The following is a 23,618-nucleotide window of genomic DNA, read 5'->3' on the forward strand; positions in this document are numbered from 1 at the left end:
ATTTTATTTTTTCTCTCCAGCAATAAACGTAATAGATAACATTAACATCCTCATGGGATATTTGTTAAATCGAAAAGCTTTATTGTGTAATCAAATAATTCAGTTCCGCCCCATTTTCCGTGTCCAGGAATTACAATTTTTGCTCCCGGATAAGTTTGTTTGATTTTACGCACGGTTTCCGACCAGGCATCGGTATTGGCATCTCCAAGAAAGCCTTTTGAAGCACCACTTTCTTTTATCAGACATCCCCCAAAAATTGCATCGTCCTTAGGGAAATATCCGATGATATTGTCTCTGGTATGCCCTTCTCCAAAATATGTTGCATACACTTTTTTGTGCCCTATTTTAATGCTGAATTTATTATCAAATGAGTTTATAGGTTTTGAGAATTTTATTCCGCGCTGGTTCAGCAAATCAATAGTCTTAGCCGATGCATATGCCGGGATGTTGAATTCATTAAATTTTTCCAGACCTCCTACACAGTCATTATGAAAATGGGTAGGGATAATTGCCTTTATCTTGCATTTAAGCGTATTAGTTACATAGTTTATTAACTCTGCAGATCCTTGATTGTTTGAAGGAGTGTCGAAAATAATTGCTTCATTTTTGTTAACCACAATCATTCCATTGCAGGCCACATTTCCAAAATCATTTGTTTTTAAAAATGAAACATGAGCATAAATATGATTTGAGAGTTTCTGAATGATCAGATTTTGAGTTTTATAAGAGGCTAAGCTATCTGCTCTGTCTCTGAGATTTTCAGCTGCATTGATTTGCTCAGTTGCAAAAATTTGAAATAGGGTAATTAAAAGGACTTTAATTAGAATAAAACGATGTTTTTCCATATGTTCTTAATTATACCCTGGTGATTTATTCAGGATTATTTGCCCGAATAACTTGTGTTTTTTATTTATTTTCGAGATTAAGACGGTATTTTATGTCAATCATTCTTTGATTTTATTACACCTGTTCTGTACAAGTCCAGCGCTTTTTGTAAAATATTTTCAATTGTCCTGATGGGTAAATCTTTGTCTGGATCAACTCTGAAAATTTTCATTCTTGCGCGATCGCCTGATTCTAATTCAGGATGATCAAGGTGTTTTCCTTCCACCAATAGTATATAAGGTTTATGCGTCTTTTTATCGACCCATAGATAACAAAACATCTTCTTTCTATAGCAAAAGCAGGGCATACCATACTTCTGAGTTTCAGTTATTTCTTGGTTCTGAGCAAGTATAATATCTCGTAAGGCAAGCAAACAACTTTTGATTGGTTCTTCCTTACTAAAGTAGAAGTTATGAAGAGCTTCTGGCATTGGTTACTGTTTTGGACTTGTATAAATTGGATTTATTCCTGTTAAAGATAAAGGATTTGTGGAGATGAGAATTAATGTCTAAATAATTTCCGGGGTGAAGGAGGGACGAACTGTGGCTTAAATCTGCTTATTATTTGGACTTGAAAATGTGGAGATTATCAATTGTCTGAACTGTGATTTGTTTGATTAACGTGATTAAGATGATTGAAAAACTCAATCCGGATGTTAAAATTTAGGGCCATATAGCCTTTATTTTTGTAAATTCTATTCTGTAAACCGCTTTGCTTTCTGTAAAGCTTTTTCCGTATAAGACAGTATAAGACACTTCTTGAAGTGTTCTTGAAGTGTTCGGGAAGCGTTCGACTGTTCTTCGAATCGGCTTCGACACTTGTTCGACAGCTGTTCGACCGGAAGGTACTTTTGTCGAAGCGCAGTCGAACAATTTGCACTTCTTTCTCCTATCATTTCAGGTTTAATTGCCCGGGAGTTTATGGCTCAAAAGTCTCCTGATAGTGTTTTCGCTGAATCTTTATTTGTGCCAATCCTGGTCAAATTACGAAAAAATTTGAGTTTTGATGCATCAATTCCGATGTTATAGACTGCGTTTATTTCTTTGTATTTTCAATCCCGATAGTTATCGGGATTGAAATTGTTATTTTTCACAAAGTTCTTTCAATTTATTGAGTGCTTTTGGGTAGGTCTGGTTCATATAATCTACAAAATCTTCAGTGGTGTCTAAGTCAACAGTAAGACTTGTAGTTCCCCGCCCAACCGGATTGTCCGGGCGGGCATTGCTTTCTTCGAAGGAATAGTTTTCAAATCCGTTTGCCCATTTTTCTACTTCTGGTCCTTCTGTAATTTCCTTGTCAGCTTTTAAAAGACCATAATGTTGAATTGAAACAAATCGGTGGGGAATGTTTTCAGCTATCCTGGAAACCATACCTCCCTTTTCTCCTTTCTCATCCACTCCAACAAATAGAATTTTATTCCCCTTGTCCCAACTTCCTTCATAAGTCGATGTTGGGTTAAATAAAGAAGTCCATTGCTCATAAGTTGATTTACTGTTAATGCCAAGCATAAAATCATATACCCTGCTTACAGGTGCATTGATGCTTACTTTGAATTGTAACTTTTTCATATATTAATATTTGTTTAAATTATCCCGATAGCCTTTCGGGATTGAGTTGTTATTTTTAGTAATACTTAGGAGTCGTTTAACATTGCCTATAACGGCGTTTTCGGGCTTTGAGTTCGGGCGGGTTTCAAAGCACAAAACTATCTGCAAGCATTGAACTTGAATAGAAGCACAAAGATCCAAGTTTGCACGTAAGCCCGCCTGACGCAAAACCCGTGTTGCCAGCCGTAGGGTCTTGTATCCACTTTATTTCGTAACCAGTATTTCGTCCCAAGTTAATTGTCAAATAAATCCTTTATTCATTCCGGGTTAAAAAGTTCAATCAAGTCCTAGTTTACCTTTCACTGATTCAAATATTTTGTTTGAATTAAAACCTACTCCACTCTTGAATATAATTTCCATATTTCTGATTTTGGAGATATCCTTCGATAAATTACCATTTATGAGAATTAAATCCGCTTTCTTTCCAACTTCTATGCTTCCTGTTTCCTTAGCAATATCAAGGTAGTTTGCGCCATTTAATGTAGATATTTTTATTGCTTCCTCAATATTGAAACCTGCTTCAATAAGTAATTCAATCAACCGTTGGTTTGAATAACCGGCTATTGTTCTGCCTGCACCTGTAGGGTCTGTCCCTACAACTACTTTACCCCCCATCGAGTGGAATTGTTTTATTCTCCTCATGTCATTTTTAAAACTTTTATAGCTTATTGAATCTAAACTTGAATTAGCATAGTATTTGTGTATGCCTTGTATTTGTTTCAGTAAAAAGGATGCCATAGCAACGTCACCTCCTCCTGGGATAACTTCTCTTCCTTTAAAAGGTTCAAAGACGGTTGGGGTATATGTAATGGTAACATTCTTTTTAATTAGGTGTTCCATTAACTTTTTCAATTCCGGATTGTTGTCATCCAGACTCAATAAGGATTGAGCAATTTTACTATTGTCACACTCATTCTCTTTTTTATCAGGTATAAAATCAGAAGATGCTGCAAACCCATGCTCAAGGTTATCAATACCAAGGTCGGCCGCTTCACGATATGTAATGGAGCATAAATGTCCAGTCACTTTCATGTTTCTTGCGTGAGCGGCTTTGATAATTCTTTCTAAATCATCTTTTGTGATATTGTTATAAGCCTTTACGGAAGTTACACCCTTGTCTGCCCAATAATTTATCCAGTTTTCAATACTCTCATTTCCATACAGTGATTGAATCTGAGGTATAAAACCTTGCCGTTCGATATGCGGTGTTGAAACATCCATATTCGGCCCAACCATCTTACCTTCATTAATAAGGTTTTTTATATTCAAATCGGTATTAGCCTCAATACTACCGGCCGTTCTCATAGTTGTTACGCCTCCTGCAAGATACATTTTTGGAAAAGTATTGGTCATGTGAACCGCCTTATATGCACCTTCAAAAGGTTTTGCATAGAATAAGTGTTCATGTAGCATAACAAAACCCGGAACTACAGTTTTGCTATTACCATCAATAACTTTTGCGGTGGGAGGAATTTTAATCTTCCCCGAATTACCAATAGCAGTTATGCGGTCACCAGTAATAACAATGTCTTGATTTATTCTTGTCGGGCCACCTGTCCCGTCTATCATAGTTACATTTTTAAGAGCAATGATGGGCGCTTGGATTTCAATGAATTTAGTTACCTCTTCGGAAACCTGTTGTCCGTAAGTTTCACACAACGGTAACAGTAAAACGGAGAGAAGAATAATAAATATTTTTTTCATAACTGGTTTATTTTCAATTTGACAATATTAGCAATGCCCAAGTCATTATTTATAAGATGTTGCCTGTTAATGGTCAGCTCCTTTGTCCGACCCTATGGCTGACGTTTTGTGACTTCAAGTTGTAGCGGTTATCCCGATAGCTATCGGGAGCACTTCGTCCGGCCTTAGCACTAAAGTAGTTAGAAATCAGGTAGTTTCAAATAGCTGTGACCGCTATAGCTTGAAGCCGTTGTTAGGTGACGTTTTATTTGCTGAATGATGCTATCAAACTTTTGCATTTCCAAAGAATGTCTGCCTTGAATAACAAATTCGCCTGATCAAACTCTGATTCAATTTCGATGAGTTTTTCAATATTCCAATTAAACCGTTCCGTTCCCAGTGGTAAGTCGTCTGTATTTATATCATAGTCGCGAAAAACACTAAGATCCTCCTTTAGCGGTTCAATATCATTAATCCATGTGATTATCTTATTCATTTTTTGCACTCCTAACGGTAGAGCAACTTGGTTTGAAATAATCGCCTTGGCATTTGACACTAATTTTTCGATTAGCTGTTGTCGACGCTAATTTTGGTAGTTCATGGTGTTGTGGATTTCATAATGGCACCTAACGGTTACGGGCTTGGCGAAGGTGGCGATTTTCATCGAAAACTTGATGCGGAGAACCAACGTTTGATGAACCACAAAACTGTCTGCGGAGTACTGAACCGCCACTTTTGCCAAACGCCTGTTATAGCCAGTGGTATTTGTCGTCCGTGTGTGCAAACCATTGTCGTTATTGAGTTTCATTGTCTTTGTCGTGGCGGGTTGTGCGGTCGGGTACTTTTTTATTTTTAGAAGGGGAGGAGATTTTTTAATTCAATTTTTTCGGGCGGAAAACTTGGAAGCTCTTTTACAATTTTTGGTTTGTGTGTCGGTCTGTGCGAATTGTAAATGTGCTTACAAGTGTGTGTCGGCTATTTGTTGTCTAGCAGTTCCCGCATTTTCTTTTGGAGCACTTTTTTGTCTGGTAGGTATAACTGGTATTTTGAAACGAAAATTTTATTTGAAATTCCTCTTGTCGCGTATTCGACTGTCACATCGTCCTTGTGTTTCGAAAGAATAATTCCGATTGGTGGATTGTCGCCTTCCACGTTTTGTTCTGTATCAAAGTAGTTCAGGTAAAGATTCATTTGTCCGATGTCGTGGTGCTTTACCGATTTTACTTTCAGGTCTATGAGCACAAAGCATTTGAGGATGCGGTGATAAAAGACCAGGTCAACATAGAAATGTGTATTGTCAAGTGTAATGCGGTATTGCCGGCCAATGAAAGCAAAACCTTTTCCGAGTTCAAGTATGAAGCTCTGCAGGTTGTCAATAATGCGCTGCTCCAAATGTTTTTCAGTGTACTTGTGGTCTTCAGGAATTTGCAGGAACTCTAAAACATAAGGATCACGGGTAATGTCTGTTTCCTTTTCAACAATATGTCCTTTGTTTGCCAGCTTCATTACTCCCTTGGCATCCTTGCTCAAAGCAATGCGTTCAAACAATGCGGTGTCCATTTGCCTGCGTAGTTCTCTCACCGACCAGTTTTCGTGAATCGCTGTCTGCTGGTAAAAGCCGGTTTCCTGTTCAGTATTACATTTTAACAGTTCATAATAGTGCGACCAGCTAAGTTGGTGTGACACTGTCAGACCACTTGATTTTATAGTCTTCTTGCTCTTTTGGTGTGACGCTGTCAAACCAGTTCTGGATTTCCCGGACACAGTCTGGAAAGCCTTAAAACGCTGGTAAAATAAACGCATATAGGTTAGCTGGCTGCGGCTAAAGCCTTTCCCTAATTCTTTTGTCAAGTCCTTGGATAAGTCTATGAGCATTTGCCTTACCGAAACCTCATCGTATTTCTCGCTATGTTCCTTTTGAACAATCAGTTTTCCGACTGTCCAATAAGTCTGAAGCAATTCAACATTGATATTGCGAGCAATATTGTGCCTTGCCTGTTCTACCAGTTGCCTGATTTCAGCTATCAGGTCGTTATAAGCGTTCTTAGCTGGTTTCATTTTTCAAGCTTGAGATGGCCGCAAACCTCCTTTAAAATCTCGCAGGGGTCAACATTAATGGCAAGAGCAATAAGATACAGTTCGTCTGCTCTTAGTTTGGTGGAAGTATTCAAAGTCAATTCACTGATACGGACTTTGCTGATTCCGGTTCTTCGAGATACTTCGGATTTATTAACCGACCTTTTTGCAAGATACTTCCCAAGTAGAGTCATCTGATTATTAAGATTTTCTTATCCAAAGTTCATATAAAAATGCCAAATGTTAATAAAATCCGTACATCCGTTTTGTATTTTGAAATATAATCCTTAAGATTGTACAGAAAATATGTAAATACGTACATTTAATATTAACCAAATATTCAATCACAATGAGACAATACACAAAGGCTGATTTGGAATCACTTGTTTCCTGTCAACTGGAAAACCTGAATGCAATGCACGATTTGTTAAGCATTATGAAGGTTCAGAACGAACTACTTCATAACACGAATAAAAAATTGAAAGAAGAAATTTCGGAGTTTAAAGAGAAACAGTTCCCTTACCCGACAAGGAAAAGAAATACAAAATTGTAAGTCCCACCTTGGAACAGCTTCCTGAATTTACCAAAGGTCTAAATTTTTATATTTCATCGTACCGAAAGACTTTACTTGCTAATTCAGGTGTGATAGTAAGTGCATCTCCTCGTCTCGTTGTTCTCCCAGTCTCGCTAATTAAATGCAAGTTTGTTTTTGCCCGCGAGCAAATAACATACATCAGTTTCTTTGATGCATCGGTTGCATTACCTGAAAAAATCTCATTCCAATGAGGAATATATCCATTTAAAAGCCCGTAGGCAATCACTGTTTCAAATTCTTCCCCTTTTACTCCAACACAGGTATTGATAATTACTCCCGTCATTTCTCTATAGAAACTTTTGAATGATTGAATATCGCTGGGAACTTTAAAGTCGGGATCATTTAATCTGCTTTCTATACTATCAAAGAATAGCTTTCTATTCTCCACCAATTGAGGGTATTTCGTGACATCAATTTCTACGGCCTCAAGAAATTGATCAAAGCAATCGTTCAAATAATCTATTCCTTCTGGTTCACTTGATTTAATGGAATTGATTAACTTCAATAAGTTTCTTTCAATTCTAAACTCTTCATTGAACTCAGTATTTGTTTGAACTCTGAAATTATCAATCAACTCGGCAGCCCATCGGTATCTTGAAGAATATATTTTAGGATTTGGTTCCGTTAAAAATAGTCGTGAGAGTTTATACCAAATGTTTTCTCTATTTCTTGACATTGGTGCTAAACCGGAAGCATCAAAGTGTACATCGGGCAATGTGGCTCTTAGTTTTTTTGATACTGAAGTTATCAGCCACCATTGAGGAACAAGAACGCAAATCTCATCTTCCGGAATGCCGCTATCTAAACTCATCTGAATTAACCGGGCAATCTCATCAACTATTTTCGCATGATGGATAGTATTATTGAGAGTAATTAGTCCTACTGTTTCCGAATTACTGCCAACCGCTTCAATTTTTATAGTTTGAGTTTGGAAGTGTGTGTAAAAATCAATTATTCTCTGACTTGACCTGTAATTTCCAGTAAGTGTTAATGGATTAATCGGCATTCCGTCAATTTCTGCCTTAATCTCTGCCATACTTTTTGCTACACCTCCAAGAGAAGCATAAATCGCTTGGTCAGTATCACCAACAAGAAATAAAGATGTATTTCCGTTACCCGCTTTGATAATTACCGAGATAATAGCATACAGCAAATCTTGAGTATCTTGATACTCATCAACGCAAATTAACTTAAACAAGTTAGAAAGTGTTTGCTGAATTTTTGGGTAAGTTATAAGAATCCTATATGAGTAAAAGAGAAGTAACTCAAAGTCAATAAGCTTTTTGCTTTTAAGAATTTCGTGATACTCTTTCAAAAGTTTCCTCTGAACGCTTTTGGGTTCTATGAAACTTCCATCTCTATTGAACCTCAGATTAACAGGGTCTATTTGCTGTAAGCCGTGTTTCTCCTTTAAGCTGTTAATCAAATCCGAACAGAATGTTTCGTCCGCAATTGAATAACCATTTTTTAATTCGGGCAAGTAACAAGAGTATGGCTTTATTATCCACTCAAAGCAAAATGAATGAAGTGTACCTGACCAAATTTTGCCGCTGTTAATTCCCATTGCATTCAGTCGTCTGAAAATCTCTTCCGAGGCACGAACAGTGAAGGTTAGGGCAACAATTCTCTTTTTACTGCTTTGATCAAGTTGTGTTAATTCGTAGGCCAACTTATGAATAATTACTCGTGTCTTGCCACTGCCAGGGCAAGCGGTTAACAAAACGTTTCCTTCCTGTTTAACCGCTACTCTTTGTTCATTATTTAATTTGTCAAGTATCATAGAAGAGCTAAAAACTTTGTCAATTGGTCTTCCTTGAAGGCATCACAAAATGTGGTTAGAATTTCTTCTTCACTTTTTCCTCGTGTCTTAAATTTTTTAGCCTCACCTTGTAAATCGTCATTCGCATTATTCCTCATCGAACGCAGACGATATAGAGCCGCTTTTGCTTTTGAAGATTGGTTAATGTGGGAAGAAGAAAATGCAATAGCTTTAAGAATATAGTTTGGAATGTAGGTATTGTAAAAAATATGTTCAGCGACCAAAAGAGCTAACCAACCTTTGCCTTGTTTATCAGCAATTCTTAAAACTTCTACGCCCGCCACTTCAACAGAGGTATCTTCAAGCTTGACCTTTGCTTTCGCTATGTCCGCTGGTCTTGAATAAATTTTATCAAGACACTCAGTAAGCTCAAAGCTATTGCCCTTCATTAGAAAATCAACTTCAAATGTATGTTTGAAGTAGAATGTCTTTAAAAATGTGTTTCCATTACAAAAATCAGTTAATCGAACTTTGCGCTCTTCCCCACTTTTTTCTGATGCCCTGCAATGCTTTTGATAGTCATCATCGTCTTTTGGATCTGCTGGAAGTGTTACAATGGATTTGTCCAGATCAGTAAGTATTGCACAATTCTTATTGATTCTGTCTGCGTGGAATATTCTCGCAACATTCTCAAACCCTGTACTACCAATATTTACTAAACTTATTCCAATTTCATCGAGTGAAAGTCCAAATACCTTTTTGAACATTTCTGGAATTAAGATTTGCTCTGCATCACCTTCAACCAAAATAATTCCTTTTGCAAAGAGTAAATTGCTTCGCACGGCATCTAAATACCTCTCAATCCTAACAATTTCTTCCGGTTGAAGATTATTCGAAGGATGAAAAACTAATGCTTCTCTTTCCCCCCTACTCAATACATTCAGGCTGCTAATTTTACTCACAGATGAAATATGAGTTGAATGAGTTGAAATTATTACTTGCGTTCTATTTTCTTTGATGTTGTTAAAAAGCGTTTTTTGGATATGTGTATGAATATGAGCTTCTGGCTCTTCTATCAGGAGAAAATTTGCAATCCTGTCAGTTTTCACCTTCTCATATTCAAGCAGCTTTAATGAAAGATAAATGAGATTAGCTCCACCTAGACTTAGTTCCCATATTCTTCCTTTGTAACCTTCATCATCAGGGTCACCTACCCAAAGTCTTAATGATTGGAATAGTTTTTCCATTTCGTTTGGCAACTCAGATTTAATTTCAATGTTTGGGGCATAGGTAGTGCCAACAGCTTCTTTAATGCTTTTGTCAATTCCCCTCTGAACTTCTTTCACTTCATCAAGCGAACTGATTTGATCATTAAGTTTGTCGATGCTCTCAATTATTTCATTTGATTTTGCGACTTCAACGGTTTTCTCCTTTCCTCTTAAAAGGTTTATCAAGGGATTGCTTGCATATGATCTTAAATCACTTTCAACATCTCTCAACGCTTTTATAAAGGTGCAGGAAACTTCATTGTGAATATTAATTTCTTTCGGTAGCCAAGTTCCAAATATTAGTTCCTCTTTATCATCAGGATCGGGGAATTCGACTGTTTCAAAATTGCCCACGTACTTGGAATAAACTGAATCCTGGCTAAAATCAGCAGATCCTCTACTTAAATAAACTGTTTCGTAATCTTCAAGAGTGAGCTTGTCAAGGATAAGCTGTAAGTCAGTTACATTTTTTCCAGACGTTTGAGAGTAGTCATAAAGTTCTTTTCTAAATTGGTACTTTGGCCTGAAGTAAACCGCATAACTGCCTTGTGTAGCCGTGTCCATATGTCCGCTTGATTGCACCGCCAATGCTTGCGCTTCTTCACTTGAATCTAATTCGTCAAAGACAATTGAAATAATTATCCAATGGCCTGCCCAATTCCCTATGGCTCTATTAAAGTCTGCCGGATAAAAATTGATGTATCTTGGAAGAGTATCATCAATTAGTATTCTCAAAGCATAAAACAAGTTTGTTTTCCCTGAGCCGTTTTCGCCAATAATAGTATTTATGCCGTTCTTAAAGTTTAGTTTTACTTTTCTGAAATTCCTGTAATTTCTAATTGATAAAGAAGATATGTGCATAAGAATCTCAGATTTAGGATGTGAATTTGAAAATAACTGGGTAGGTGAAATTGGCTCTTTTGGTTTTGCCCGTGTGTCGGTTTGTGGGTAGCGCAAAACCAAATGTGCCAATGTGGGCTGGTATAAATTGAATTAAAAAATGTGCGGTGGGGAAAAATAAAAAATACAGAAGTGTCGGCAAGGAGTGTCGGTTTACTCGTTGTCCGTTTGAAATATGATTTGTATGTAGGTCACCTGTCAAAATGGTTTGTCTTTGTGTTAATATTTAAATTTTAGGTCGGTCGGTCGTCTTTGGAACGGTCGTCCTACCATTGGCTATAACGTTTCGGGGGTTTAAGAAGTTGGGGATTTCGGAGCACAAAACTGTCTGCCACCACTGAACTTGATACGAAGCACAAATGTTTGATTAACCACTGAACCCCCAATTTCTTAAACCCCTTGTTATCGGTTGCTCTTCTGTCCGTCTGAAGATGTGTCGTGTCAAGTTTGCTCACACTTTGTCCGAAGCCGCCTAAGATAGAAGCACTGTCTGTCCAGTTACGCACTGTGCGGTTGGAAAAAAAATTAAAACACCGTAGGGTGGGAAAAAAAATAATTTGAATTTCTTCTTGGGTAGGAGAAAAAAATACTCTCTTAAAAACTTTGGTCGTGGGCTGGCTTGCAGCGGTTTTTAAGAGTGTATTTTTTTGTGCGTGGGCTTCTACCTTCATTTCAATTTTCGTCTTTAGATTTTGAAAAGTCAACTGCCACAAGGTCTATGAAGTCAGGAATTGCTATTGAAGCAAACAAGTCGTCATGCGTTTCTGATTTTACAATGTCTTGTGAATAATCTTTGTCAAACAAATATTCAACCACTCCAAACCTGTCACGAATTACTTCATCATGAACTTTGAGTTTAGAACGCAAGAAGCGAAGAAACTTAATTTCATTCTCGTCAACTTTCTCGTCTGCGTGAACAAGGCGAAAAGAAACTTCAAGAATTAAAAGTTCTTGAACAACACCGATGTCAAGTTTTGCAAGTGTGTCAAACAGTTCGTCAACTATGTGTTTACCTCTTGCTTTTAAGTCAGAGAGTAATTCTTCTAACTCGTCTGTCAAGTCAATGCCGTTGAAATATGCTGATGATTTGTTCATCAACTTAATTTCTTTGACTTCTCTATCGTCAATGTGTCCGTCACAAGCCATTAAGCAAAATGCTGTGCGAAATAATAAGCGTTGAAAATCTGGTCTTTCTAATGTCATCGTTTTTTGAATTATTATTTGAAACCTATTGGAGTTCTATCGTTATCGTCTTTGCCTCCTTTTTCGTTATCCCACTTCTGTTTGAGTGCAACATATTTATTGATTTCCTTTAGAGTTACTGATGGCTTGTTTGTTTTGATAACTGTTTGCAAAACTTCCATTGTAATTCTGCTCTTTACTTTCAATGCTTGTCTTGATGCTTCATCAATTAAAAACTTGATGTCGCTTGAAACATAGTTCTCTGTTAGGAGTGAAAGAATATCGTAATCAACTGAAAGGTCAACTGGTCTGTCTTTCAAATACAATTTGAACATTGCTGCTCTTGCCGCTTTGTCGGGTGGTGATAAATAAATTGTCTTGTCTAATCTTCCTGCTCTCAAAATTGCAGCATCTATTTTTTCAGGTCGGTTTGTTGCACCGATTACAAATATTCCTCTCTCTCCGCAATTTGTCATTTGTGCTAAAACTTCATTCACTGCTGATGCTGCTCCTTGATGAAGGTCGCCTTCTCTGCTTGGAACAATTGCATCTAATTCGTCAATGAAAATTATTGTCGGTGCGTTTGCTTCCGCTTCCTTAAAAAGTTTTCCAATGTTTTCTTCCGTTGCATTTACCCACTTACTTTTTAAGTCAGAAGGTTTAATCATTACGAAGTTGTAACCAATTTCATCGGCAAACTTTTGAGCAATAAAAGTTTTTCCGCATCCGGGTGGACCATAAAGCAACATTCCGTTAGGAATGGTAATTCCGTAACTGGCGTAAAGTTCTTTCTCACTCAATGCACGAATTACATCCGTGTAAAGAATTTCTTTCAACTCACTCATTCCCGCAATCTGGTCAAAGCCGCTGCCTTTTTTCTTTTCTTTCTTCTCAATTTTCTTCTCAAATGATTTTTCAACTTCCTGTTTCTCTAACATCACTTCACGCTTCAATGCTTTTGAAAAATCTTCTGCTGTTTGAAATCTTTGCTCAATGTCAATGGAAAGTGCTTTTGTCAAAGTGAATTTCAGTTGGTCGTCAATTTCATTTTCGTCTGCAAAATCAAAACTCAATTTCTTTTCTCTTGCTTGTTCAACCAATCCTTTCACTTTGTTTAAAGGTTGGCTCAAAATATTTTCATTATACCAAGGTGCAACTCCGAAAAGTAAATGATGCAACAATGCACCAACTGAAAACAAATCACTCTGCGGAATGAAAACTCCGTTTAATAATTCGGGTGCGGAATGAAAAAATGAAAGTCCTTTGATTGAAACACTTTGATTGCTGTTCTCTAATGTTCTTGCTTGTTCAAACCCTGTCAAAACAGGCTTCTCTCTTTTGGTTGAAAGGTCAAGAAAAATAGAAGTTGGCAAAATGCCGTTGTGAATTATTGGTTCAGATTTGTTGTGCAAATATTCAATTGCCTCTAACAACTCTGTAACTATCGGCACTGCTTCGTATGGAGAAAGTTTGCCTTCCCGTTTTAATTTTTCTGCAAGCGTTTCACCACTAATAAAATCAAAAGTGAGATAGGCGAATTTCTGTTTGTCAATTATCGTTTCGCCTTCTTCTTTCAATGCAGAAATATTTGTGTGCTTAATTTTTTTCAGCAAAGAAACCTGAATGAGTTTTCCTTCCTCAAAAAAAGAAGATGGGAGTGAAGCAAGATTTATCAAGTCAAGCCGAATAATATTTCCGCTTTTGTTTTTGGCTCTGTATGACTGAACAAAAGAATTGCTTCCGATTGGAAATTGAATTTCGTATCGGTCTGCAATTACAGTTCCTTTTGGAAATATGTTTTGCTTACTTTCCATTAGTCAGTTAATACGCTGTCGTCACCAGCAAAAATTGGTTTATCGCTTTTCGGTAACAGTTTGTAAAGTTCCATTACAATAGGTCTCAACCTTTGTTTTGTAGGTGTTGTTGCTGCAATACTCAAACCTTGTTGGATTAACATTTTCGCTTTGCTCCTGTCACTCCATTCATTAAGGTCAAACTCATCATTAAACTCTTTTAGAATTTGAATTTCCATTTGTGCTCCCATTGCGGCATCAACCAACATAAAATCAAGTGCTCTCATTTGGTCAATCAATTCCTTCGCAACTTTTACATTCTTCTCTTTTATCACTTGCGGAATTTGCTCTTTGAATTGTGCAATTGCTGCTTTTACTCCTTCATCATTTATTCCCTCAACCCTGCCTTCAACTTTTTTGAAAGTTTCTTCTAAGCGGTAAAAGGAATTTTTCAATTCTTCTTCTGTCTTTGGAAACTCTGCTGCATCTTGTAAATCATCAATCTTTCTTAAACTTCTGCGAAGGTTGTCTAACACTTGTTTCTTTCTATCGTAATCACTTCTGCCTTGCTCCAAAAGTTTTTCAAGTTCTGCAACCTCTGAATTTATTTTCGTCAATTCATCTTTGCTTGTTGTTCCGCCTTCGTTCTTGATAATATTTAATGATTGTTTCGCTTTTGCAATCTCTGTTTCCAACCAATCAGCATCAATGTCTTCTTGATTTTTGCTTTCATATTCAATTTCGTGAGAGTATTCAAGAATGGGGAAATATGCACTAAGTGAAATTCTACCATCTTTTACTTTTACAGTTAATTCAACACTACTTCCAGACGGTAATAGTTTTGGCAAATCCTCTCCTGTAATAATTGCGTTAAATACATGTTGATTGTAAATAGACCTTGAACCGTTTGCATCATTCTCGGCTTCATATACAGGAACTTTTATAAAATCTCCTTTCAGTCCAGGTCTTAAATCTTTTTGTGTTTTTAAATCGTTAGCAATACCTGTTGCAGGTTGGGATTGATTTTTTTCCAATCCTTTAATTGACCTAAAGATTAATTTGTTGCTTGCTCTGCTCTTAATCTCAATTCCGATATGGTAAGGAAGTGTGGCACTTCCAATTTTTGAACCTTGAATAATTAAAAACTCCGTTGGCTCACTTGGCAATAAATCTCCCTTTTCATTGTAAACAAAAACATTAAAAGAGTTTGCTTTCCCAGCGTTTAATTTTATTTCAATTACTTCACCCGCTTCATCTATTTGAACTTTGCCACTGTCCCACGCTTTATCAGAACGGGCAATCATTGCATAAACTTTATCGGGAATATTTCCTTCCGTTTTGTCTTTTAAAATTTTCACCGTTATGAATTGCTCCATCTCAACCGTTGTCGGTTCGTAACCAAGACCTAATTGAATTTTAGTCCTGTCTCGGTTTTGCTCTACAAGTTCTTCCGAAACATTTATGGTTGAGGCAAACAACGCGGCACCTTCTGCAACTGCTGTCATTGGGTCAATGCTTGTATCAACTTTGTCGGTTATTTGCTCTTTCAACATTCTCCGAAGGATAGGAGAATAAGTCGGCCCTCCAACTAAAATTAAAGCACCAATGTTTTTTCCAACAAGTGAATTTCTTTGTAGTAATTCTTTGCAGATGTCAATTGCCTTTTGGAAAATTGGCGATATGACAGGGCTTAAAATTTCTTCTGTAATTTTAATGTCTAATTCAATTTCAACTCCTTTATCATCTTCAGGAAAATCATCAGGGTCGGAGAGTGAATGAGAGGAGTTAGCAAATGATAAATCTATTTTGGCTTTTTCGGCAAAAACTTTTAATGCTTCTCTGAAATATTCTTTTTTATCTCCTTGCTCAATAAAACTATTGATTGAAAACTTTTCACCTAAATGAGGAATTAAGATGTCATCTACAATAGCAAAATCAATATTCTTTCCCCCTAAATAATTGTCTCCTTCTGTATCAATTACTTTCATAATTCCATCTTCCACTTTCAAAAGTGCTGCATCAAAAGTTCCACCACCAAAGTCAAAAACTAACCAAAGACCGTCTTTGCTTTTTGCATCAAGCCCGTATGCCATTGATGCTGCAATTGGTTCTTGTAAAAGTTCGCAATGTTCAAACCCCGCAAGTTTAGCTGCTCTGCTTGTTGCATCTTTCTGATTGATGGTAAACTTAGCGGGAACTGTAACGATAACAGATTTCAGTTCTTCGTCTGTGATAAACGATTTCAGTTTCTTCAACACTTCTGCTGATAATTCTTCCGAAGTGTAATCTCGGCTCATGTTTGAACTGGAATATTTTTTATCAGTTCCCATTGTCCGCTTAAACTCAATGTAGGTATTGGTATCGGCTTGTAATGTTTTCAATGCTTTCAGTTTGTCTGAACGAAAAGCGTTTGCAGCTCCATCACCAGCGACAATGGATTGCTTTCTATTAAAGTTGATACAGGAAGGCATTGTATCTTTTAGGGTGTCTGTTTTTTTAATTACAGGTTTCCCATTTTCAATTCTTGAGATAGCGGAATTTGTTGTTCCTAAATCAATACCGTAGTCAATTTTTGTTCTTGCCATTTTTATAATCTTTAAATGATAGTTTATTCTCCTTGGCTTACTTCAATTTGTGCTGACTGTATCATCACACCTTTGAAATTTACTTGTGGCTTAATAATTCTTGTAATGATTTGCTCACCTGCTTTTAAGGTTTCATCAGGTTTAAAGTTTGCCGTTACTTTCATTCCTTGGTCATACGGCTTATTGAGCATATCAACCAGTTCATAACCGTTCGCCTCAAAGTTGTCTTGAATTCTTTTTACAGAAGCAACAAGTTGTTTCAATCCTTTTGTTTCAGCATCCATGTTTCCTAAATTCTTTTGGATGCGAATTATTTCATCAGCCACCTTCAAAGCAAGTTCGTGATTTACTTCTTCGGCTTTTGAAGAAGGAACGGCTTGCCGTTCCTCTTTCATCAGTTGCATTTGCGAAGCAAGTAAATCAGCCAACTTGCTGTCAAGTTTTACTCCTTCTTCTTCTAATGCTTTTTTCGTTTGCTGAATGTTGGCTGTAATGTCGGTTTTATTTTTTGAGACTTGTTTGCGGAGCAAACCGAAAAGCAAAACAGAAAGCAATGCAATTCCTAAAACTGCAATTATCCAATAAAGTGTGTTCTTGCTTACTGTTTCTTGAACTCCCTGTATTTGTTTTTCTGCTGTGGTCTTGTTGTCTTGAATTTTAACTCCCAAATCGTTGCTAAGAGTTTGAATGTTTGCCTTGCTGTTCTCTATTTCTGCCCTTAAATTTTTGATGCTGTCATTTGCAGCAGCAAGTTTATTTGAAAAATCAGTTTTCTGATTTTTCAATTCTGTTTTCAAACTGCTGTTTGCAGTTTCAATTTTTTGCAACCTGTCTTGTAGGTCTTTTATTTCGGGGCTTATATCCGTTTGTGCAAGTGTAACTTGCACTATGAACAGCAAAAGCAAACTTGTTGCTATGTGTAGAATTGTTTTTCTCATTTATTTCCTGTTAGTTTTTTTAACTCTGCGTTCTTTAAGATTATTTGCTCTTCAAGTTTTGATATTTCTTTTTTCCTATCGCTTTCCCCTTTTGATTTTAAGCGTTCAATTTTCTCGTGTTGTTCAGCAATTTGCCGTTGCTTGGTTTCACTTGAACGGAACAATTGCCATTCATTAATACTTGCCATTTCAGTTTCTAATGTTTGCATTTCAGAGGCATACATTTTTTTACTTTTAGTATTTGATAACTCCTTTTGAAGTTTGCTAATTTCACCATCTAATTTTGATTTTTCAAAATTGAATTTTATGCTGTTAGTAATTGGTAGGAGGGAGAGAAATGTGGACTTTTTACTTTTAAAGAAATCAGAGCTTTTGTAAGATAATTTTGCCAACAGTTTATCCAGCGAGGTGTAAAAATTCTTTATTAAATCGTCCTTTCCTGACTTGGCGATTTTTTCAATCATGCTATTATCAAGTAATGGTATTGCTGCTTCCCTTATCTTATCTTCATTCACAACTTTAGACCTTCCGCTAATTATAGCATCAATACCAGAGTTTTCCTTTTCTACTTCCGCATAGACATTAATTACTTGGTTTAGAAATGCTATTACTTGTTTAGCATCCCTGTAACGCATTTCTTCAAGAGTGTCTAAAGCTTCATCAATTCTGTTTTTTACTTGTCCAGTTGCTCCAATGCTCTTAGCGTAATTTGCAATCTTTAAGGCATCTTCAAACGGGTCAAAATCTGTGTCATTATCAGAGTTGTAATAGTTGAAAAAATCAATGGAGCATTGGAGCAATTCATTTGATACTTTGTTTACTATGACCTGATAATTCACATTGCCTGCTCCCAACACATTTTTTAGAAATGCTAAATCAGTCTTGGTCTGTTGGTATAGTTCTTCCCCGTATTCCTCGGCATCACTCGCATCTTCTGTTCTGCTTTGTTTTGTTTTTTCAACTTGATTTTCAATGTTACTTACAGGTCTGTCAGTAAATTTTGCAGCTACATATTGCTTTGTCTCTGATGGGAAACTGCTGAAAGCATCAATTAATTGAGATGAAGTAATTCCCTTTGTCTTGTTCAAATACGGTTTTAGTATTTGTAAAATTTCGTCAACAAATTCCTTTCTGATTGTTTCCTTACTTACGCTTGTATTGTCTCCTGCAACCGTTTGAACGAAGTTCAAAAAAGCATCTGATGAAATGATGTGTCCTTTGAGTTCAACACACTTTTTTAATTGTATAGGATTGAATGAGCCGTTAAGCGTGGTCATTCCTAATTGGAGAGTTGAAAGATTTAATGCTGCCGAATAATTCTTTGCAGTAATCGTGTTATCCTTGATTAGCTTCTCCCAAATTTCAGTTGCCTTGTCAATATTGGCTTCTTTCAAATGGTTTAGTGCCGCTTCGTCAATGTGGTTGGTGTTTAGAAACCAAAATAAAGAGAAGTGAACTTTGTTTTTCGCCTGTTCAATTTTACTGGCTGCTGCTGCAACTGTTTGTTCTTCCCGTTTGAAGTCGCCAAGAAAAGGAAAATCATAGTCAAAGGATTTGGACTTGCCAACCTCTGCATAGCGTTTGATAGTTGCAATTTGCTTTTGCAACTCTTTCTCGGTCGCATTGCCGAAAAGTCCTAAAGTCCTGTATGGATTTTCTCTTACTGCGTTCATAATGTTAAGGTAATTTCAAATGTAGATAATTTAGGTTCTGCCACGAACCTTGTGAAAATAAGGAAAAAGTTGGAAACTTGATGCGTGGAAAAAACGGCACTTTATCACAAGCTTTTGGAGCTTGATTCAAATTGGAAGGTTAATGAAGTTGAGTTAATTGAGGGAGACATTGTGATTTTCGTGGAGTATGTTTCAAACCACTGGGTTGATAAACAAACTGGAGAAGAGTTGCCGATTTATGATTTAAGGGAAGAACGGATGTGGCGTCATTTAAATACGATGCAGTATAAGACGTTCATACATTGTCGAGTTCCCCGGGTTCGAGATTCTAACGGCAAGGTTCGCACAATAGATACGCCATGGGCGAAGGATTTAGACCGATTCACGGTCTGGTTTGAAGCCTTTGTGATTGAGGTTTTACTAGCGACAAAAAATCAAACTAAAACGGCAAAGCTTCTTGGTATGGGCTTTAACCAGGTAAACCGGATTATGCATAGGGCTAGCGCAAGAGGATTGGCCAGACGTGACCTAAAGGAAGTAGTGAATCTGTCTATAGATGAGAAGTCTTTTCGTAAAGGTCATCAATATGTTAGTGTTCTCTCCAGCCCTGATACCGGTGCTATATTGAATGTGACGGAAGATCGCACACAAGTTTCTGCTGAATTGTTGCTTACTGAAACATTTGGGTCTGACCAATTAAGGGAGATTCAAACTATTAGCCTGGATATGTGGAAGGCCTTTATCAATGCTGCTGAGAAGGTTTGTCCAAAGGCAGCACTCTGTCACGATAAATTTCATCTGGTTCAGCATATGAATAAGGCCGTTGATCAGGTACGAAGAGAAGAAACAAAGACCCAGCATGAGCTGAAAAAGACCCGGTATATCTGGCTTAAGGATCACGCAAAACTGACCGATTACCAAAGAGAGATGTTTGACACGATCAAAGATATAAACCTAAAAACTGCCCCGGCTTGGCGATTAAAGGAGATGCTGCGAGACTGCATACCGCATTGTAGTGTCAAATCATTAACAGCTTTTACATTGTGGTTAAGTGAAGCTAATCGAAGTGCACTAAAACCGGTTATAAGAGTAGCCAAAATGTTTACAAAGCATCTTAAAGGAATACTAAATGCCCTTGGACTTCAAAAATCCAACGCAATGGCGGAAAGATTGAATGGAAAAATACAGGAGCTAAAAACGGTTGGAAGAGGTTATAGGACGTTCATAAACTTTAAATCCGCCATACTGTTTTTTAACGGAAAATTAGACTTGCTACCACAAGGTTCGTGGTAGAGCCATAATTTAATAGAGCGTGGCAAAAACACTCTTTCATTTTTTTTGGGTTGGGTTTGAGCCGGGCAAAAAAATGAAAGTGTGTTTTCTGCGAGGGCATAGAAATTCAAATTATTTTTTGTGCGGAGGCGGTGGTTTAATTTTTTTTGAAGCGTCTGCCTGTTGGTTAGAAGTCCTGTCATGTCGTTACTTGTTGTCTTAAATGTTTGTTCAATGTCGTGTCGTTTGATGTTACCACGGTCGTCATAGAGTTACCGATAACTTGTACATAAGGATGATAAAACTACCACAAGCCCATCAAATTCGGGTGTATTGTGGCATGTTTGTACATCCTTTATTTAAATATGCTATTTACCTATTCAATATCCAAATCATCGAAAGGGCTTTTGATGTTCTGCAAGCTTTTAGTGCTTACATGGGTATAGATTTCAGTTGTTTTACTGCTTTTATGGCCCAATATTTCTTGTATGTATCGCAGATCGGTGCCATTCTCTAATAAATGAGTGGCATAGCTGTGTCTCAGCCAATGAAGACTTACAGGCTTTTTGATTTTGGCAATGCTTAAAGCTTGTTTAAGTACGCTTGCTAAACTCCTTTCACTGTACTGCTCCCCGGGATCTTGCCCTTCGAACAGCCACACTTTGGGCCGGTATAGTTTATAATATTCCTGCAATTGGGAAATTATCTTTTCTGATAAGGGGACTACCCGGTCTTTCCTACCTTTTGCCTGCTTGATTATCAGCAGCTTTCTTTTGGAATCCACATGCATGATCTTCAAATTTAGGATTTCTGATCGGCGTAGTCCGCTACTATACAGCAAGCAGAGCATTGCCTTGTGTTTGATGTTCTTAGGAGAATTCAGGATCAGTTTAATCTCTTCTTTACTCAAAACATTTGGTAAAACATGAGCCCTTTTTGGTCGGTGTATCAGGTCTGGATTGATTCGAAGGTCTGTTTGTGTTTTAAAGAATAATTTAATGGCATTGACAACCTGGTTTTGGTAAGATGCAGATAATCCGTTTTTAAGCACATAATTATTATTGTATAAAATCACATCTGCATTGCAAATTTCAGTAATTGATTTATCCTGGTGAAAGGTCAGGAATGAACTTAATGCGTTCATATATGTTTCGATGGTATTTTCGCTATAACGTTTCGATCGAAGCCATAATTTAAACGCAGCAATTTCTGTCGACTTATTGGCTAAGGGATCTGCAGGACCATGGATTTTGAATTTTTCCAGATATTCCTCTGTCATAGGTAAATGCCATACTTTTAAGCTACTACTCCATTTTGCACCGGCTAATTTTCTCATTCTAATAACAAGTTCAGTCTTATTCGGAAAATGAACTGCAATTCTTTTTTCTCCCCTGAGTTTCACAAGTTCAGCCTTCCATTGAATTTCCATTTTCTTTAGTATTTAGTATTAATATATTCACTGCTTCATTTTATATTTGACAATCAATTTCTAACAAAAACAAGCGCAAAGATTCTTCATTAAGTTCAGGATGACGGTCATAGGGAAATTAGGAGCCAGGATTCCTTCATTTGACAATTTTATAATCAATCGCCGTCAACCGACACCCGAATTATACAGCTTTCAGCCTTTCGTTTTCTGCTCAAAACCTTGTTTAACCACTAAATAAACATCCCCTTCAAGCTTCAAAAAGCCATATTCATAACAAAAGTAATAGGTATTTCCGTTCTGGGTTTGATGCAGGTGGGTATGATAATCGGGGTTGAAGCCATTTTTTAGCAGATCGTCTTTTTTAATTCTGATTTTGTTTTCAGGGCAAAGTCTGGATAGGATTGCATGGTTTTTCCGGAGGATGGAGTTTACAGGTTTCATGCTTGAGTTAATGCCGGCCTTCATCCGGTTATTGAAACTACTGCGGCACTGGTCATCGCAGAATTTTTTATCGCTGCGCCCGTGCAGCACTGCGCCACAGTCTAAACATTCACGTTCCATAGGCTTGATGTTGAATTGTTTGATGAATTTAAGTCCAATTCGCATCAATCGCTTATAAACGTATGTATCCGTTTATTGTACGGTAAATTAAATCCGATCTCCTCAACTTTATTCTGCTCCTGCCGGGTGGCAGGTATTGGTAAACATAATTAATTGAGAAATGAGCAATCTAAGAAACAGTGTACGTCTGATGGGATTTTTAGGAAATGATCCGGAAATAAAAACCATCGGCGAGAAAAAGAAAATGGCCAGGGTATCTATCGCCACGAACGACTCCTATAAAAATGATAAAGGAGAGAAAATTGAAGAAACACAATGGCATAACCTGGTACTATGGGACCGGCTCGCCAATCTCGCGGAAAGCTACCTGCACAAAGGCTCAGAAGTCTGCATAGAAGGTAAACTCAACAGTCGGGCTTACACAGATAAGGAAGGCGCCAAGCGCTATATTACCGAGGTGATTGTGCATGATGTGCAGATGTTGGGGAAAAAGGGAGGGGCAATTGATAATTGAGAGTGGAGAGTGGAGAGCAAAGAGATCCCTCCTGTGTTGGGATGACGGTGAGGTGCCTCTTATACCGGGATGAAATTGCCGGGTAAAAAAGCTGGGAGTGGGGGATTGGGGCTCCTGCTTCTGGCTTTTAGCCCTCAACTTTGCAGCTTTTTACCAAGGAGCAATTTCTGCTTTAAACATTTTTGATTGTGTTTTGTACACTTGGAACCCAAAATTTGCAATTAAGAGCAGTGCAGACCTGTGGGTGTAATGTCACGCCATATTTTTGCTTTCCAATTCCCCATTCCCAATACTCTTAAAACGTATAAATTCCATCTTCAGCTGCCTTACAACCTACAACCTACAACCTATAACTTATAACCTACAACTTATAACTTACAGACCATTATCTACAACTCCTTCAATTAAATCCCTTAAAATCCTCCCTCTTATAAACCCCCGGCCTGGCATGGTCACCTTCCTTAAAGCTGAAATCAACTTCGCTTATGCCTTCCAGTTCGGTCAGCGAGAAAGTAACTTCGGCAAGGTAAGCACGGGCACCTTCGGTACCTGATTCACGTGTTAGATAGTCGGAATCCTGAATTTTGACAAAAGCTTTATTACCTTCCTGCTTTACCCATTCCAGTTTAATTTGCGGGTATTTGTAGTTGAGGGCATCAATGATATCGAGATTACTTAAATTGGTCATGTTTGCAGCCGGATTTCGTTTGATCTCCATCATATGGGTATTGTCATTCAAGGTTGCTTCCCAGGGAACGACAAGTGTTTTATTCTGGTCGGCAAGTGCTGCTGAATCTGCAGCCATTTCTTCCAGGGATTTTTTTGAGGAATCGCTCTGGCAGGATGCTAATAAGAGCAAAGCAATAAATGCGATATAAAGTTCTGTCTTCATAATCAG

At 37.4% G+C, this 23,618-nt stretch carries 21 protein-coding genes; 3 read left to right on the forward strand and 18 right to left on the reverse strand.

The features are described 5' to 3' along the window. Window positions 1-50: 50 nt before the first annotated feature. The 7 genes from bla to Q8M41_RS12855 form a co-directional block, all read right to left on the reverse strand. Window positions 51-845, reverse strand: a complete 795-nt coding sequence (gene bla, locus Q8M41_RS12825) for a subclass B1 metallo-beta-lactamase (RefSeq protein WP_305365679.1) — start codon at window positions 843-845, stop codon at window positions 51-53. 95 nt (window positions 846-940) lie between these two features. Continuing rightward, on the reverse strand, window positions 941-1,315 hold the full coding sequence (locus Q8M41_RS12830) for a DUF1801 domain-containing protein (protein WP_305365680.1): 375 nt from the start codon (window positions 1,313-1,315) through the stop codon (window positions 941-943). Window positions 1,316-1,967: 652 nt separating this feature from the next. Beyond that, window positions 1,968-2,453: an SRPBCC domain-containing protein gene (locus Q8M41_RS12835; RefSeq protein WP_305365681.1), complete on the reverse strand. Its 486-nt coding sequence runs from the start codon at window positions 2,451-2,453 to the stop codon at window positions 1,968-1,970. Between the two features lie 315 nt (window positions 2,454-2,768). Further along, complete coding sequence (locus Q8M41_RS12840) at window positions 2,769-4,196, reverse strand: amidohydrolase family protein (protein ID WP_305365682.1); 1,428 nt, start codon at window positions 4,194-4,196, stop codon at window positions 2,769-2,771. 244 nt (window positions 4,197-4,440) lie between these two features. Then, entirely contained in the window at window positions 4,441-4,671 is a 231-nt protein-coding gene (locus Q8M41_RS12845; protein ID WP_305365683.1) for a hypothetical protein, read from the reverse strand. A gap of 479 nt (window positions 4,672-5,150) precedes the next feature. After that, window positions 5,151-6,233, reverse strand: coding sequence for a YhcG family protein (locus tag Q8M41_RS12850; protein WP_305365684.1), 1,083 nt, complete (start codon window positions 6,231-6,233; stop codon window positions 5,151-5,153). Beyond that, window positions 6,230-6,445: a helix-turn-helix transcriptional regulator gene (locus tag Q8M41_RS12855; protein WP_305365685.1), complete on the reverse strand. Its 216-nt coding sequence runs from the start codon at window positions 6,443-6,445 to the stop codon at window positions 6,230-6,232. Before Q8M41_RS12855 ends, Q8M41_RS12850 begins: the two co-directional genes overlap by 4 nt. Window positions 6,446-6,600: 155 nt before the next feature. Between Q8M41_RS12855 and Q8M41_RS12860 the strand changes: the two genes are divergently transcribed. Continuing rightward, complete coding sequence (locus Q8M41_RS12860) at window positions 6,601-6,804, forward strand: hypothetical protein (RefSeq protein WP_305365686.1); 204 nt, start codon at window positions 6,601-6,603, stop codon at window positions 6,802-6,804. Window positions 6,805-6,850: 46 nt separating this feature from the next. Here Q8M41_RS12860 and Q8M41_RS12865 read toward each other — a convergent pair whose 3' ends face one another. The 8 genes from Q8M41_RS12865 to Q8M41_RS12900 all read right to left on the reverse strand — a co-directional run bounded on the left by Q8M41_RS12865 (window position 6,851) and on the right by Q8M41_RS12900 (window position 18,944). Next, window positions 6,851-8,626 (reverse strand): UvrD-helicase domain-containing protein, encoded by a 1,776-nt coding sequence (locus tag Q8M41_RS12865; RefSeq protein ID WP_305365687.1) that lies wholly within the window; start codon window positions 8,624-8,626, stop codon window positions 6,851-6,853. Then, a complete protein-coding gene (locus Q8M41_RS12870) occupies window positions 8,623-10,845 on the reverse strand; it encodes an ATP-dependent endonuclease (protein ID WP_305365688.1) in 2,223 nt (740 codons plus the stop codon). Before Q8M41_RS12870 ends, Q8M41_RS12865 begins: the two co-directional genes overlap by 4 nt. 194 nt (window positions 10,846-11,039) lie before the next feature. After that, complete coding sequence (locus tag Q8M41_RS12875; protein WP_305365689.1) at window positions 11,040-11,444, reverse strand: hypothetical protein; 405 nt, start codon at window positions 11,442-11,444, stop codon at window positions 11,040-11,042. Window position 11,445: 1 nt separating this feature from the next. After that, window positions 11,446-11,976, reverse strand: coding sequence for a hypothetical protein (locus tag Q8M41_RS12880; protein WP_305365690.1), 531 nt, complete (start codon window positions 11,974-11,976; stop codon window positions 11,446-11,448). 14 nt (window positions 11,977-11,990) lie between these two features. Beyond that, a complete protein-coding gene (locus Q8M41_RS12885) occupies window positions 11,991-13,769 on the reverse strand; it encodes an AAA family ATPase (RefSeq protein WP_305365691.1) in 1,779 nt (592 codons plus the stop codon). Continuing rightward, a complete protein-coding gene (locus Q8M41_RS12890) occupies window positions 13,769-16,333 on the reverse strand; it encodes an Hsp70 family protein (RefSeq protein ID WP_305365692.1) in 2,565 nt (854 codons plus the stop codon). Before Q8M41_RS12890 ends, Q8M41_RS12885 begins: the two co-directional genes overlap by 1 nt. Window positions 16,334-16,356: 23 nt before the next feature. Further along, window positions 16,357-17,271 carry a type VII secretion EssA family protein gene (locus tag Q8M41_RS12895; RefSeq protein WP_305365693.1) on the reverse strand — a complete coding sequence of 305 codons (915 nt, stop codon included), beginning with the start codon at window positions 17,269-17,271 and terminating at the stop codon, window positions 16,357-16,359. Beyond that, on the reverse strand, window positions 17,268-18,944 hold the full coding sequence (locus Q8M41_RS12900; protein WP_305365694.1) for a hypothetical protein: 1,677 nt from the start codon (window positions 18,942-18,944) through the stop codon (window positions 17,268-17,270). The genes Q8M41_RS12895 and Q8M41_RS12900 overlap by 4 nt, the downstream gene beginning before the upstream one ends. An 84-nt stretch (window positions 18,945-19,028) precedes the next feature. Here Q8M41_RS12900 and Q8M41_RS12905 point away from each other — a divergent pair, with 84 nt between their 5' ends. Further along, a complete protein-coding gene (locus tag Q8M41_RS12905) occupies window positions 19,029-20,237 on the forward strand; it encodes an ISL3 family transposase (RefSeq protein WP_305365695.1) in 1,209 nt (402 codons plus the stop codon). A gap of 355 nt (window positions 20,238-20,592) precedes the next feature. Here Q8M41_RS12905 and Q8M41_RS12910 read toward each other — a convergent pair whose 3' ends face one another. Next, window positions 20,593-21,645, reverse strand: a complete 1,053-nt coding sequence (locus Q8M41_RS12910) for a site-specific integrase (RefSeq protein ID WP_305365696.1) — start codon at window positions 21,643-21,645, stop codon at window positions 20,593-20,595. A gap of 192 nt (window positions 21,646-21,837) precedes the next feature. Beyond that, a complete protein-coding gene (locus Q8M41_RS12915) occupies window positions 21,838-22,251 on the reverse strand; it encodes a hypothetical protein (protein ID WP_305365697.1) in 414 nt (137 codons plus the stop codon). Between the two features lie 115 nt (window positions 22,252-22,366). Here Q8M41_RS12915 and Q8M41_RS12920 point away from each other — a divergent pair, with 115 nt between their 5' ends. Continuing rightward, window positions 22,367-22,720, forward strand: coding sequence for a single-stranded DNA-binding protein (locus Q8M41_RS12920; RefSeq protein ID WP_305365698.1), 354 nt, complete (start codon window positions 22,367-22,369; stop codon window positions 22,718-22,720). A 400-nt stretch (window positions 22,721-23,120) separates the two neighbouring features. On the opposite strand, the gene Q8M41_RS12925 is transcribed toward Q8M41_RS12920, so the two are convergent. Then, complete coding sequence (locus Q8M41_RS12925) at window positions 23,121-23,612, reverse strand: hypothetical protein (protein ID WP_305365699.1); 492 nt, start codon at window positions 23,610-23,612, stop codon at window positions 23,121-23,123. Window positions 23,613-23,618: the final 6 nt, after the last annotated feature.

The organism is Daejeonella sp., from assembly GCF_030684675.1.
GTDB lineage: Bacteria > Bacteroidota > Bacteroidia > Sphingobacteriales > Sphingobacteriaceae > Daejeonella.

Coding starts and splice junctions, on each gene's coding strand:
- Q8M41_RS12925 (WP_305365699.1), bottom strand. CDS start 23,612: ATGAAGACAGAACTTTATATCGCATTTATTGCTTTGCTCTTATTAGCA.
- Q8M41_RS12885 (WP_305365691.1), bottom strand. CDS start 13,769: ATGGAAAGTAAGCAAAACATATTTCCAAAAGGAACTGTAATTGCAGAC.
- Q8M41_RS12860 (WP_305365686.1), top strand. CDS start 6,601: ATGAGACAATACACAAAGGCTGATTTGGAATCACTTGTTTCCTGTCAA.
- Q8M41_RS12880 (WP_305365690.1), bottom strand. CDS start 11,976: ATGACATTAGAAAGACCAGATTTTCAACGCTTATTATTTCGCACAGCA.
- Q8M41_RS12920 (WP_305365698.1), top strand. CDS start 22,367: ATGAGCAATCTAAGAAACAGTGTACGTCTGATGGGATTTTTAGGAAAT.
- bla (WP_305365679.1), bottom strand. CDS start 845: ATGGAAAAACATCGTTTTATTCTAATTAAAGTCCTTTTAATTACCCTA.
- Q8M41_RS12835 (WP_305365681.1), bottom strand. CDS start 2,453: ATGAAAAAGTTACAATTCAAAGTAAGCATCAATGCACCTGTAAGCAGG.
- Q8M41_RS12845 (WP_305365683.1), bottom strand. CDS start 4,671: ATGAATAAGATAATCACATGGATTAATGATATTGAACCGCTAAAGGAG.
- Q8M41_RS12865 (WP_305365687.1), bottom strand. CDS start 8,626: ATGATACTTGACAAATTAAATAATGAACAAAGAGTAGCGGTTAAACAG.
- Q8M41_RS12875 (WP_305365689.1), bottom strand. CDS start 11,444: ATGAAGGTAGAAGCCCACGCACAAAAAAATACACTCTTAAAAACCGCT.
- Q8M41_RS12855 (WP_305365685.1), bottom strand. CDS start 6,445: ATGACTCTACTTGGGAAGTATCTTGCAAAAAGGTCGGTTAATAAATCC.
- Q8M41_RS12895 (WP_305365693.1), bottom strand. CDS start 17,271: ATGAGAAAAACAATTCTACACATAGCAACAAGTTTGCTTTTGCTGTTC.
- Q8M41_RS12850 (WP_305365684.1), bottom strand. CDS start 6,233: ATGAAACCAGCTAAGAACGCTTATAACGACCTGATAGCTGAAATCAGG.
- Q8M41_RS12915 (WP_305365697.1), bottom strand. CDS start 22,251: ATGCGAATTGGACTTAAATTCATCAAACAATTCAACATCAAGCCTATG.
- Q8M41_RS12900 (WP_305365694.1), bottom strand. CDS start 18,944: ATGAACGCAGTAAGAGAAAATCCATACAGGACTTTAGGACTTTTCGGC.
- Q8M41_RS12840 (WP_305365682.1), bottom strand. CDS start 4,196: ATGAAAAAAATATTTATTATTCTTCTCTCCGTTTTACTGTTACCGTTG.
- Q8M41_RS12890 (WP_305365692.1), bottom strand. CDS start 16,333: ATGGCAAGAACAAAAATTGACTACGGTATTGATTTAGGAACAACAAAT.
- Q8M41_RS12910 (WP_305365696.1), bottom strand. CDS start 21,645: ATGGAAATTCAATGGAAGGCTGAACTTGTGAAACTCAGGGGAGAAAAA.
- Q8M41_RS12830 (WP_305365680.1), bottom strand. CDS start 1,315: ATGCCAGAAGCTCTTCATAACTTCTACTTTAGTAAGGAAGAACCAATC.